Raw genomic sequence first — 12,500 nt, 5'->3', positions numbered from 1 at the left:
ACCCCGGTCCGGGCAACACGCCCGAGCCGGGGTTCTTCGTATCTGGGTGTGATCAGGCGTGGTACGGCTCCGCACTGACGAGAGTGACCTTCATCAGGCTGCCGTTGGGCAGGGTGTACTCGCGGGTCTCGCCCACCTTGGCGTCGATCAGCGCGCCGCCGAGCGGGGAGTTCGGCGAGTAGACCTCTAGCTTGTCGTTGCGGGCGCCCTCCTCGCGGGTGGCGATGAGGAACGTCTCGGTGTCGGTCTCGTCACCGTCGTAGTAGACCTTGACGACCGAACCGGGCAACGCGATACCCGATTGCGTCGGAGCCTCGCCGACCTTGGCGTTGTTCAGCAACTCCTGCAGCTGGCGAATGCGAGCCTCCTGCTGGCCCTGCTCCTCGCGCGCAGCGTGGTAGCCGCCGTTCTCCTTGAGGTCGCCCTCCTCACGACGTTCGTTGATCTCGGCGGCAATGACCGGACGATTGGCGATGAGCTGGTCCAGCTCAGCCTTGAGCCTGTCGTGAGACTCCTGAGTAAGCCAGGTCACCTGGGTCTCGGTCATTGTCGATCACTCCTTCGTAAATCGAAGCCCTCGTTGCTGTTCTCCCCCAGCAGATCGCTGCGAACAGCAACGACCAACGGGCAGGCGGTTCCAGTCCGTGGCGAAGATCCCCCAGCACGCCTACTTTCGTAAGCAGACTCGTCCTGCCGTCAATGCAGCAATACACGGCTCCAGTGGAACCGTGCATCGATCCATTTTAGCACGCGGCAGGTTCTCGACCCGTGAAAGGAGGACCGGTCGGTCTGGACCTCAGCCCGCGTGAAGATAGGCCGGGACGTTCAGACTACATCCGTACACGTCCCCCACCGCCGGTGGATGGGAGGTATGGACCGGTGCTGTGACCTCGACCGTCGACTCGTTGGACGGTGCGATGTACACCTCGCGACGACCGGTCTCGGATCCGTCCTTCGACCTGGTGCGGATGATGCACACCGCCGGCTGCGACGGATCCTCGCGGGTGACGGTGAACTGGATGTTCATCGTGCGGTTGTCGATGATGTCGAAGTAGATCTGTTTTCCCTCGACCTCGTTGACGGCGAACTTCGAGTAACCGATCGAAGCGATGCCGATGCCGGCGATAACCACCAGGCCCGTGAGCACCCATTTGACCCAGTTCCCGGACCGCGGTCTTCTGGGCGTGGATCCGTAGCGGTCGGTCAGAGTTGTACTGCTCATCACTTCGCTCTCGAGCGGGTTCGGTGGTGCACAATGGTCCGTCGGGGTCGGGATACCGCGCGTAGCAGGGGTACGACCGACCCTTGTGGGTGCCAGGTGGAACTATAGGGGAAGGACGACCAGGTGCCGCACGAGGTAGCGGTCGACCGCTACAGGTGACACGCCACGACGGTGACACGCGAAGCTGAGGTGAAGACACACGTGAGCGGATTCCGACTCATGGCCGTTCATGCCCATCCCGACGACGAGTCGAGCAAGGGCGCTGCAACGATGGCTCGCTACGCCAGCGAGGGCAACGAGGTCCTCGTGGTGACCCTGACGGGCGGTGAACGCGGGGACATCCTGAACCCCGCGATGGACGTTCCCGGGATCCGCGAGCGGATGCACGACGTGCGTCGTGAGGAGATGGCGGAGGCCGCCCGCATTCTCGGGGTCCAGCAGATGTGGCTCGGGTTCGTCGACTCCGGCCTCCCGGAAGGTGATCCCAAGCCGCCACTGCCCCCGGGGTGTTTCGCACTCGAGCCGCTCGAGGTGCCCACCGAGGCGCTGGTGAAGGTGATCCGCGATTTCCGCCCGCACGTGATGACCACGTACGACGAGAACGGCGGCTACCCACACCCGGACCACATCAAGTGTCACGAGGTCTCGATGGCCGCGTACGAGGCGGCAGCGGACGCTGAGCAGTTCCCCGATGCCGGGAAGCCGTGGGAGGTCCAGAAGGTCTACTACAACCACGGTTTCATTCGGAAGCGCCTGGTCCTGTTCAAGGAGGAGTACGAGCGTCGTGGGGAGGAGTTCCCGATGGCGGAGTGGCTCGCGAAGTGGAAGACGGAGCAGGGCGACTTGATGGCGCGCGTGACGACCCAGATCCAGTGCGGCGACTTCTTCCCGCAGCGGGACGACGCCCTCCGCGCCCACGCCACGCAGATCGACCCGAACGGCTCGTTTTTCGCAGTACCGCTGGATATCCAGCAGAAGATCTGGCCGACAGAGGAGTTCGAACTCGTCAAGACACGGGTACATACGGCCATCCCGGAGGACGACTTCTTCGCGGGCATTTCGAAGGATGAGACGCAGTGATGACGACGTTGGCAATGGCGACGTTGGCAGGGGAATTTCTCGCGCAGGGTACCCCCAGCAACCCGACGGGCCCCGAGTTCGGCAAGGCATCGCCGCTGGGCTTGGTGCTCATCGTGGCGCTGCTGATCGGCACGATCCTGCTGGTCCGGTCGATGAACAAGCAGCTGAAGAAGTTGCCGGATACATTCCAGCCGGAGCATCCGGAGGCTGATCAGGCGGCCGACGACGGCACGGACCGCGGTGCTACGAGTCCCGACGAGAATCGGCCGGCCGAGAACGACCCGCCTGCGAGACCGACGAGTTAGGGGAGGGGGCCGTGTCGCTCGAGCGGAACACCCTGGGCGGCGCGACCAGCCCGTATCTGCGGCAGCACGCCGACAATCCGGTCTACTGGCAGCAGTGGGGTCCGGAGGCGCTCGCGTGGGCCCGTGAGCGCAACGTCCCGATCCTCTTGTCGATAGGGTACGCGTCGTGCCACTGGTGCCATGTGATGGCGCACGAGTCGTTCGAGGACGCCCAGACTGCCGCGGTGATGAACGAGCACTTCGTGTGCATCAAGGTCGACCGCGAGGAGCGACCCGACCTGGATTCGGTCTACATGAACGCGACGGTCGCGATGACGGGTCAGGGCGGCTGGCCGATGACATGCTTTCTCACCCCGGATGGCGCCCCGTTCTACTGCGGCACCTACTACCCGCCGCAGCCGCGCGGCGGGATGCCGTCGTTCACCCAGTTGCTGCACGCGATCACGGACACGTGGCACACGCGCCGTGGCGAGGTCGACAACGCGGCCGCATCGGTGGTGACCGAGCTCCGTCGCAGTAGTGGGGCACTGCCCGCAGGCGGGCCGCCCGTGGACGTCACGCTTCTGTCGGGAGCCGTCGCGAGTGTGCTCCGCGACGAGGATCGCAATCATGGAGGGTTCGGCGGCGCTCCCAAGTTCCCGCCGTCGATGCTGCTCGAGGGTCTGCTCCGCTCGTACGAACGGACCGGCGCCACGCCGGTGCTGGACGTGGCTGTGCGCACCGCCGAGGCGATGGCCCGCGGTGGCATCTACGACCAGATCGGTGGCGGCTTCGCCCGCTACTCGGTCGACGCCGGATGGGTCGTGCCCCACTTCGAGAAGATGCTCTACGACAACGCGTTGCTGTTGCGCTTCTACGCACACCTGGCGCGCCGCACCGATTACGCGCTCGCGCGGCGGGTCGCTGAGGAGACCGCCGAGTTCATGCTGCGCGACCTGCGTACAGGCGCGGGCGCATTCGCGTCGGCGCTCGACGCCGACACCGACGGCGAAGAGGGCCTGACTTACGCGTGGACGCACACCCAGCTGACCGAGGCCCTCGGACCTGATGAGGGGGCGTGGGCTGCGGAGACTTTCGCGGTGACGCAGGAGGGGACGTTCGAACGCGGATCCTCGGTGCTGCAACTCCTCGCGGACCCGTCCGACGACGCGCGGTTCGCCGACGTGCGGGCACGCCTGTTCGCGGCGCGGGAGCGACGCCCTCAGCCGGCGCGGGACGACAAGGTGGTCACCGCGTGGAACGGGCTCGCGATCACCGCGCTCGCGGAGGCCGGTGCCACGCTCGACCGACCCGAATGGGTGTGGGCCGCCGAGGAATGCGCGCGTGTCCTCCTCACGACGCACATGGTGGACGGGCGACTGCGACGGGCGTCGCTGGCCGGGGTGGCAGGGGAGTCCGCGGGGATCCTCGAGGACCACGGCGCGCTGGCGACCGGGCTCCTGGCGCTGCACCAGGTCACGGGCTCGGATGAGTGGCTGGATGCGGCAACCGGGTTGCTGGACACATCGATCGACCACTTCGCCGACCCCGACGAGGCCGGGAGTTGGTTCGACACCGCCGACGACGCCGAAACCCTGGTGAGCCGTCCGCGTGATCCGCTCGACGGCGCAACGCCCTCGGGCGCATCGGTGACGACGGAGGCGCTGCTGACAGCGTCGTCGTTGGTGGATGCGGATCGATCGACGAAGTACGCAGCGGCTGCCGCGGATTCACTGGCCCGTGCGGCGGTGGTCATGCAGCGTGCACCGCGGTCTGCAGGGCATTGGCTCGCGGTCGCTGAGGCGTCGGTGCGAGGGCCCCTCCAGATCGCAGTCTCCGAGGACTCGCCGGACTCGCCTTCCGAGTTGGCCAGGCAGGCACGTCGACTGGCACCCGGAGGTGCGGTGGTGGTTGCGGGTCTGACGGATTCGATGCCGCTGCTCGCGGATCGGCGGCCGATCGGCGGGGTCCCGACCGCCTACGTGTGCCGGGGATTCGTGTGCGACCGGCCGGTAACCGACCTCGAGGATCTGCGCGAGCTAGCCAGTCGGTGAAGCTCGCTAGTTGGTGAAAGGACACGGCCCGTGCAGCAATGCTGCACGGGCCGTGTCGCGTGGTTGCCCAGGAGGTCCTGGTCAGGACTGGCTGCTGCCGGTGATGATGTTGTTCACTTCGTCGATGACGAAGAAGATCGATTCGAAGACTGCTTCCCCGACCATTGCGATGCTGCCGGGGATGATGGCGAAAACCTCGCCGATCGAGCCCAATGAGCCCATATCCATGATGTACCTCCAGGGTTGCGGCAGTTCCGATCGTTCGGTCCTGCCTGGGATGGGAATGCGCAGTCTTCGCAAGCGAAGCGCGATACCCGTCGCGTGCTACCGCTGTGGTGTTTCAGCTCCCGAAGAAGCCCGGGACCGGCTCGCCGATAGTGATATCCAGACCGAGCAGTTCGGCGGTCCAGGTCATGGGCCCCTCCTTGTGTGCGGTCGATACGGGTGTTCCGTTTCGCGGGCGAGCTGTGCGTCCAAGCCGAATGGCTTGTACCGCATGAGAGAGTAACAATCAGTCGGTATCAATGGTTGGATTTCGGCGATTCCCGAATTCGCGTGTCACTCGAATTCGCGTGTCAAGGGCGCCAGGCCGGGCTACCCGAACACCACCAGGTACACCGCAACGAAATGGCACAGCGCTGCGATCGCCGTAGCGGCGTGGAAAAACTCGTGATGCCCGAACGTCTGCGGCCACGGGTTCGGCCACTTGGTGGCGTAGAGCACCGCGCCGACGCTGTAGAAGACGCCGCCGACCGCGAGTAGAACGAGTGGAGCAACGCCGGCCTGCTGGACGAGTTCTCCCGCTACCGGGACGACCGCCCACCCGAGCAACAGATACAGAGGCACGCCCACCCAGCGCGGCGCGTGTGGCCACGACATCTTCAGCAGGACCCCAGCAAGGGCACCGCCCCAGACGACGGTGAGCAGAATTGCTCCGGTGCCCGGGGGCAACGCGAGGAGGCTGAACGGTGTGTAGCTGCCGGCGATGAACAGGAAGATCATCGAGTGGTCGGCGCGCTTCATCCGAGTGCGGGCCTCGACGGTGTGCCAGTGGACCCGGTGGTACACCGCGCTCACCGCGAACAGGCCGCACACGGTGGTGCCGTAGACGGCGGTCGCCAATCCGGCCCGGGCAGACTCGAGCGTGAACGCGAGTGTGATCAAGGTCACGCTGGCGATCGACGCGACCATGAGGGCCCAGACATGGATCCAGCCGCGCATCCGCGGTTTCACCGGCAAGCCCGACGCGAGGTCGTCGAGTCCCAGAACTGTCATCACACGCCCCTGTCCCCGGTTCCAACCGGGATGAAACATCAAATGTCGGAACCGTAACCTACGGTGACGTAGGTGCGGTAGGGGCCGCGGGTGAGGCGTTCGCGACACCGGCGGGCGTCGCCGGCCCTCGAAAGTCGCGGCGTAGTCTTTGTTCCCGTGGTGATGTCCAGGTGAATTTGCGCGGCCTGTTGTACAGCATCTACGAACGACGGCTCCTTCGCCGCCTCGACGGTTTACAGCATCCGCGCCATGTGGCGGTGATGTGCGATGGCAATCGGCGTTGGGCCCGTGAGAACGGATTCGCCGACGTGAGCCACGGGCACCGAATGGGTGCCCGCAAGATCGCGGAACTGCTTGGCTGGTGCGACGCTGCCGGCATCGAGATGGCAACGATCTACCTGCTCTCCACCGAGAACCTGCGCCGCGAGCCGGAGGAACTCGACACTCTCCTCGAGATCATCACCGAGGTGGTCGAGGAGATCTCCGGCTCGGGTCAGAACTGGAGCGTGAAGATCGTCGGCACCCTCGATCTGTTGCCCGAGGACCAGGCGCGGCGCTTGCGCGAGGCTGCCGAGGGCACGCGGGGACGGACCGGTACCCATGTCAATGTGGCGGTCGGGTACGGCGGGCGCCAGGAGATCGCCGACGCCGTCCGAGCGCTGCTGCGCGACAAGCTGAGCCAGGGACTCACCGGTGACGACCTCGTGGAGGCCATGAGCGTCAAGGGTATCGAGAGCCACCTCTACACGTCTGGTCAGCCGGATCCCGATCTGGTTATCCGTACTTCGGGGGAGCAGCGCCTGTCGGGGTTCCTGTTGTGGCAGAGCGCGTACTCCGAGATCTGGTTCACCGAGGCGTACTGGCCGGAGTTCCGGCGCGTCGACTTCCTCCGCGCGCTGCGCGACTACGCCGCACGGCACCGCCGCTTCGGAGCTTGAGAGCCTGTCAGGCCTGCGGAGGCATCAAAGCCGGGAACCAGATGTCGGTCAGGACAGTCGCGGCCTCGTCCCGGGAAATTTCGATCGTGCCCTGCACGGCCCATCGGGTGAAGAAGCGCTCCAGTTGGGTCACCAGGAGTTGGATTCGTAGCCGGGCCTCGCGCTCACGATCTGCACCCCAGCGCGCCAGATAGGACGGCATCGCATCCGGCAGCGCTGCGATCGCCTCTCGTGCGGGCTCCCGGAAACCCGGCTCGAGGACCAGTGCCTCGTCCCAGGCGGGCAGAATCGCGCGGTTGCGGTCGAACCAGTCGATGGCCCGCTCGATCCACTGCGTGAACTCCTCCCGCGTTGCGTTGTCGAGCACCGCGTCGAGGTCTGCGTAGACCGACACCGGCCGCGGGTCCATCGACTCGGAGCCGATTCTGCGGAGGATGTCGGTCTTGCCGGTGAAGTGCAGGTAGAACGTGGCGCGGCTACAGCCTGCCGCGGACGCGATGTCCTCGATCTTCACTGCCGCGTACCCGTTGGCGGCGAACAATTCGCGGGCGCAGTCGAGGAGGCGCCGTCGTGTCTGCCGCTTCTGTTCGACCCGCAGCGTCGGTTTGGTCCTGGGCACCCCATGGATCTGGTTCACCGCATACCTCCGATTGCATCGTACGGACGCGCTCATTTCGACCTCTGGCCGTTCGCTTGACAGTGTGTCAGCGAGTCCGGTTCTATGACGTAAATCACATCTAATGCGATGTCCGATTCGAACTCGATAGAAGGGAGGCAACTGGATGCCTCAGCTGCCCACGGTGTGCATCATCGGTGCCGGTTGTTCGGGCTTCACCACGGCCAAGCGCCTCAAGGACCACGGCATCCCGTACGACTGCTTCGAGGCGTCCGACGACGTCGGCGGCAATTGGTACTACAAGAATCCGACGGGCATGTCGGCGTGCTACGAGAGCCTGCACATCGACACGTCGTCGACGCGACTTCAGTTCGAGGACTTCCCCGTCCCCGCCGACTGGCCGCATTTCCCACACCACTCGCTCATGCACGGTTACTTCCGCGACTACGTAGAGAAATTCGATCTACGAGACACCATCACGTTTCGGACCAAGGTCGACAAGGCTGAACGACTCGAGGACGGTCGATGGGCCGTCACGCTCGACAACGGCGACGTCCGCACGTACGACGCGCTCGTCGTGGCAAACGGCCACCACTGGGATCCGCGGATGCCCGACTACCCGGGCAGGTTCGACGGGCAGATCATCCACAGCCACGATTACCTCAACGCTCTCGATCCGATTGACATGCGTGGCAAGAACATCGTGGTGGTCGGCATGGGCAACTCGGCGCTGGACATCGCGTCGGAGTTGTCGCACCGGTCGATCGCCGCGCATGTGTGGGTATCCGCGCGGCGGGGGGTCTGGGTCCTCGCGAAGTACCGGGAGGGCATGCCGGCTGACAAGATGATGATGCCGCCGTGGATGCCCAGGAAGCTGGGTTTGGCGATTGCTCGCCGCAAGATCAAGAAGTCGCTCGGCCGCATGCAGGACTACGGGCTGCCCGAACCCGACCACGAACCGCTCAGCGCGCATCCGTCGGTGAGCATCGACTTCCTCGCCAAGGCCGGATCCGGTGACCTGACATGCGTTCCCGCGATCGACGCGCTCGACGGTGACCACGTTCGGCTCGTCGACGGACGTCGGGTCCCCGCCGACGTCATCGTGTGCGCGACCGGGTACAAGATGAGCTTCCCCTTCTTCCGCGACTCCGCGTTGCATCCCGACGACCAGCACCGGTTCCCGCTGTTCAAGCGGATCATGCAGCCCGGCATCGACAACCTCTTCTTCATGGGCCTCGCCCAGGCGTCCCCGACGATCGTCAATCTCGCCGAGCAGCAGAGCAAGCTCGTGGCCGGAGTGCTCACAGGTGCCTACACGCCACCCTCGGACGACGAGATGCGCCAGATCATCGCGGGCGACGATGCGGCCAGCCTCGCGCAGTACTATCAGGCGCCGCGGCACACCATCCAGGTCGACTTCGCGCGGTACGTGCGCGACCTGAAGAAGGAGATCGCTGCCGGCGAGAAGCGGGCGCAGCGCACCCCGGTGGGTGTCCGGTGACCGCCGCCGAGGGGTTCACGGCTTCCGAGTTCGACGGTCTCCGAGACCTGTTGCAGCGCAACCTGGACGACGGCACCGATATCGGGGCTTCGGTGTGTGTCGTGGTCGACGGGGAGACCGTGGTGGACCTGTGGGGCGGTGTCGCGGACGTTGACACCGGCGGGCGCTGGGTCAAGGACACCATCGCCAACACGTACTCGCTGACGAAGACGATGACCGCGCTCGTGGCCCTGCTGCTCGTCGACCGCGGGCAACTCGATCTCGATGCTCCGGTCGCTCAGTACTGGCCGGAGTTCGCAGCGAACGGTAAGAACGGCGTCCTGGTGCGCCATATCCTCGGCCATACGTCCGGAGTGAGCGGTTGGCAGCAATCGGTCACGATCGCAGACATCTGTGAGGCCGTCCGCTCGGAAGATCTTCTCGCGGAACAGGCGCCATGGTGGCAGCCCGGCACGGCGTCCGGCTACCACGCGACCAACTTCGGGCACCTGGTCGGTGGGATGCTCCGTCGGATCACCGGGGTCGGCCTCGGTGAGTATTTCGCCACCGAGGTCGCGGAGGCCTGCGGCGCCGACTACTTCATCAGTACGCCCGTCGACGTCGACGCGAGGGTTGCACCCCTGATTCCGCCACCGCCCACTGGATTCGACTATTCGGCGTTGCCGCCTGACGGTGTCTTCGTCAAGACGATGACGAATCCGATGATCCCGGTGCCGGAGACCTCGAGCCGGATGTGGCGCGGCGCGGAGATCGGCGCAGTGAACGGCCACGGCAACGCGCGGTCGGTCGCCCGCATCCAATCGGTTGTCTCACACGGCGGAAAGACCTTGTCGGGCGAGCAGTTGCTCCGACCCGAGACGGTCGACCGGATCTACGACGTGCAGGCTGACGGCGTCGACCAGGTACTCGGTGTGCCACTGCGTTTCGGCCTCGGGTACGCGCTGTCGGCGTCGCCCATCCACCCGTCGATCCCCGACGGCCGGGTGTGCTGGTGGTCCGGGTACGGGGGCTCGATAGTCGTCAACGACCCCGACCGCCGGATGACGTTCGCGTACGTGATGAACAAGATGACCCCACAGCTCTTGGGTGCGCCTCGCACCGAGGAGTATCTCGCGCAGGCCTACGCGGGACTGTAGACCCGGGTGTCCTTTGCGTCCGGAGGGGGGCGCAAAGGGCACCCTTCTCGATCAAAGCTTGCGCAGGCGCAAGCGGTTGATGGTGTGGTCGGCATCCTTGCGTAGCACCAGCGTCGCGCGCGGGCGGGTGGGCAGGATGTTCTCGACCAGGTTCGGCCGGTTGATGGAGTTCCAGATGTCCTCGGCAGCGAGCGTCGCGTGCTCGTCCGAGAGCGCGGCGTAGTGGTGGAAGTGTGCGTTCGGGTCGGCGAAGGACGTCTTGCGCAGTGCCAGGAAACGTTTGATGTACCAGCTTTCGATGTCCTCGATCCGCGCGTCGACGTAGATCGAGAAGTCGAACAGATCCGAGACCATCAGTCTTGGACCGGTCTGCAGCACGTTCAGGCCCTCGATGATGAGGATGTCGGGCTGGCGGACGAGGTGGTACTGGCCGGGGACGATGTCGTACGAGACGTGTGAATACACAGGCGCTGCAACCTCTTCCGCGCCGGACTTGACCTCGGTGACGAACCGCAGCAGTTTGCGGCGGTCGTAACTTTCCGGAAATCCCTTGCGGTGCATGATGCCCCGCCGCGTCAGTTCAGCGGTGGAGTAAAGGAATCCGTCGGTGGTGACGAGGTCTACCCGCGGGTGGTGTTCCCAGCGGGCGAGCAGTGCCTGCAGCACTCGGGCGGTGGTCGACTTGCCGACCGCCACGCTGCCGGCGACGCCGATGACGAACGGCACCTGGCGATCGGGGTGCTTCTCCCCGAGGAAGGTCGCGGTTGCGGCAAACAGGCGCTGGCGGGCGGCGACCTGCAAGTGGATCAGACGAGCGAGCGGAAGATAGACCTCGGCAACCTCGTCGAGGTCGATCTGTTCACCGAGGCCACGGAGCCCGACGAGTTCTTCTGCAGTGAGGACGAGCGGTGTCGACTTGCGGAGCTTGCGCCACTGTTTGCGGTCGAACTCGACATAGGGACTCGATTCGCTCACCCGTGCCATCGCCGCTCCTCCCGCGAGAGGGTCGTTGCTTGCGACCGGTGCATGCGCGTGCTGGGGGAAGGCAGGTGCATAGGGCAAATTGTGCTCGCAGCCACACACGCTTGCTGCGGCGGGTCCGGATCACGGCGGAAACCACTGGTGAGCGACGAGGGCCCGCACCGACTAGGGTCCCGACCATGGAACCGGACGCCTTGGTGCGCGACTACCTTCTGCTGGGTCTGCGCTTCGACCGCCTGGAGGAGGGCTTCGTCGATGCCTACACCGGTGACCCGGCCCTACGTCGGCAGGTGGAGAACGAGCCGATGCCCGACCCCCGTCGCCTGGCTGCGGACGCTCGGGCACTGCGCGCCGATCTTGCATCCGCTGGGCTCACGGAGGAGCGCAGCCGATTCCTCGACGCCCATCTGACAGCTTTGGAGTGTTCAGCGCGCAAGTTCGCGGGCGACGACATCGGTTTCGTCGACGAGGTCTCGGCGTACTTCGATGTGCGGATCGAAGTAGGCAACGAGGACGAGTACCGCGAAGCGCACCGTCGCATGGACGCCGTCCTACCTGGTCCGGGCACGCTCGCCGAACGCGTCGAGGCCCATCGAGCAGCCGACCGTATCCCGCCGGACCGGCTGCGCGAGTGCGTCGAGGCATTCAACAGCGCACTGCGGGACCGGGTGCGCGTCGAGTACGCGCTGCCCGAGACCGAACGGGTCGACTACGAGGTAGTCGGCGACAAGCCGTGGTCCGGGTTCAACTACTACCTCGGCGGATACCGGTCCACCGTCGCGATCAACTCCGATCTCGATCAGCAGATGGCGAACCTGCCGCGGCTGATCGCACACGAGTCCTACCCGGGCCACCACACCGAGCACTGTCGCAAGGAGGCCGGTCTCGTCGGGACCGGACAGCACGAGCAGACGCTTTTCGTCGTCAACACCCCTCAGTGCCTCATGGCCGAAGGGTTGGCGGACCTGGCTCTGGAGTCGATCATCGGTCCGGGGTGGGGTCGGTGGGCCCAGGAGATCTACGCCGATCTGGGGATGCGGTTCGACGGCGAACGAGCCGAGCAGTTGTCGGCGGCGGCGAGTGGGTTGCTGTCGGTGCGTCAGGACGCCGCGCTGATGCTGCACGACCGTGGCGCGAGCACCGAGAAGGTCGAGGCGTTCCTGCAGCAGTGGGCGCTGTCGAGCCCGAAACGCGCGAAGCAGAGCCTGCGATTCTTGTCGTCGCCGCTGTGGCGCGCGTACATCAGCACCTACGTGGAGGGGTACCGACTGCTCGGGAGCTGGCTGGCGCAGACTCCGGTCGGCCCGCAACGATCCGCGCGGTTCAGGCGGCTGCTCGACGAACCCCTCACTCCGGGCGCTTTGCGCGATGAGGTCGCCAGCGGTGGTGGAGCCGCGTTGGGGCGCTGACAGG

General features: G+C 65.7%; 13 protein-coding genes. 7 read left to right on the top strand and 6 right to left on the bottom strand.

Annotated features, from left to right (window positions below; genetic code table 11):
* Positions 1–52: 52 nt before the first annotated feature.
* Positions 53–547, bottom strand: a complete 495-nt coding sequence (greA, locus tag EF834_RS01645; protein ID WP_127945053.1) for a transcription elongation factor GreA — start codon at positions 545–547, stop codon at positions 53–55.
* Positions 548–796: 249 nt separating this feature from the next.
* On the bottom strand, positions 797–1,222 hold the full coding sequence (locus tag EF834_RS01640) for a DUF4307 domain-containing protein (RefSeq protein WP_127945051.1): 426 nt from the start codon (positions 1,220–1,222) through the stop codon (positions 797–799).
* Between the two features lie 201 nt (positions 1,223–1,423).
* Between EF834_RS01640 and mca the strand changes: the two genes are divergently transcribed.
* The 3 genes from mca to EF834_RS01625 are packed head-to-tail and all read left to right on the top strand — an operon-like array spanning position 1,424 to position 4,640.
* Complete coding sequence (gene mca / locus EF834_RS01635; RefSeq protein WP_127945049.1) at positions 1,424–2,302, top strand: mycothiol conjugate amidase Mca; 879 nt, start codon at positions 1,424–1,426, stop codon at positions 2,300–2,302.
* Entirely contained in the window at positions 2,302–2,607 is a 306-nt protein-coding gene (locus EF834_RS01630) for a hypothetical protein (RefSeq protein WP_235870951.1), read from the top strand. The genes mca and EF834_RS01630 overlap by 1 nt, the downstream gene beginning before the upstream one ends.
* A gap of 11 nt (positions 2,608–2,618) precedes the next feature.
* Entirely contained in the window at positions 2,619–4,640 is a 2,022-nt protein-coding gene (locus EF834_RS01625) for a thioredoxin domain-containing protein (protein ID WP_127945047.1), read from the top strand.
* A gap of 81 nt (positions 4,641–4,721) precedes the next feature.
* On the opposite strand, the gene EF834_RS18125 is transcribed toward EF834_RS01625, so the two are convergent.
* Entirely contained in the window at positions 4,722–4,868 is a 147-nt protein-coding gene (locus tag EF834_RS18125) for a hypothetical protein (RefSeq protein ID WP_164874040.1), read from the bottom strand.
* Between the two features lie 366 nt (positions 4,869–5,234).
* Positions 5,235–5,915: a PAQR family membrane homeostasis protein TrhA gene (trhA, locus tag EF834_RS01620; protein ID WP_127945045.1), complete on the bottom strand. Its 681-nt coding sequence runs from the start codon at positions 5,913–5,915 to the stop codon at positions 5,235–5,237.
* Positions 5,916–6,085: 170 nt separating this feature from the next.
* Here trhA and EF834_RS01615 point away from each other — a divergent pair, with 170 nt between their 5' ends.
* Positions 6,086–6,853, top strand: a complete 768-nt coding sequence (locus EF834_RS01615; RefSeq protein WP_127945043.1) for an isoprenyl transferase — start codon at positions 6,086–6,088, stop codon at positions 6,851–6,853.
* Between the two features lie 7 nt (positions 6,854–6,860).
* Here EF834_RS01615 and EF834_RS01610 read toward each other — a convergent pair whose 3' ends face one another.
* Positions 6,861–7,526 (bottom strand): TetR/AcrR family transcriptional regulator, encoded by a 666-nt coding sequence (locus tag EF834_RS01610; protein WP_127945040.1) that lies wholly within the window; start codon positions 7,524–7,526, stop codon positions 6,861–6,863.
* A gap of 109 nt (positions 7,527–7,635) precedes the next feature.
* Between EF834_RS01610 and EF834_RS01605 the strand changes: the two genes are divergently transcribed.
* Both EF834_RS01605 and EF834_RS01600 read left to right on the top strand, forming a co-directional pair.
* The gene (locus EF834_RS01605; RefSeq protein WP_127945038.1) at positions 7,636–8,970 is read left to right on the top strand and encodes a flavin-containing monooxygenase; all 1,335 of its coding nucleotides are present in this window, start codon (positions 7,636–7,638) and stop codon (positions 8,968–8,970) included.
* Complete coding sequence (locus tag EF834_RS01600; RefSeq protein WP_127945036.1) at positions 8,967–10,106, top strand: serine hydrolase domain-containing protein; 1,140 nt, start codon at positions 8,967–8,969, stop codon at positions 10,104–10,106. Before EF834_RS01605 ends, EF834_RS01600 begins: the two co-directional genes overlap by 4 nt.
* 51 nt (positions 10,107–10,157) lie before the next feature.
* Here EF834_RS01600 and coaA read toward each other — a convergent pair whose 3' ends face one another.
* Positions 10,158–11,090, bottom strand: a complete 933-nt coding sequence (coaA, locus tag EF834_RS01595; RefSeq protein WP_127945034.1) for a type I pantothenate kinase — start codon at positions 11,088–11,090, stop codon at positions 10,158–10,160.
* A 176-nt stretch (positions 11,091–11,266) separates the two neighbouring features.
* Here coaA and EF834_RS01590 point away from each other — a divergent pair, with 176 nt between their 5' ends.
* Complete coding sequence (locus tag EF834_RS01590) at positions 11,267–12,496, top strand: DUF885 domain-containing protein (protein WP_127945031.1); 1,230 nt, start codon at positions 11,267–11,269, stop codon at positions 12,494–12,496.
* Positions 12,497–12,500 lie beyond the last annotated feature (4 nt).

Source organism: Rhodococcus spongiicola (genome assembly GCF_004011835.1).
In the GTDB taxonomy this organism is placed as follows: Bacteria; Actinomycetota; Actinomycetes; order Mycobacteriales; family Mycobacteriaceae; genus Prescottella; species Prescottella spongiicola.
Note: the sequence above shows the minus strand (reverse complement) of the source record. Positions and strands in the feature narration are given on the sequence as shown.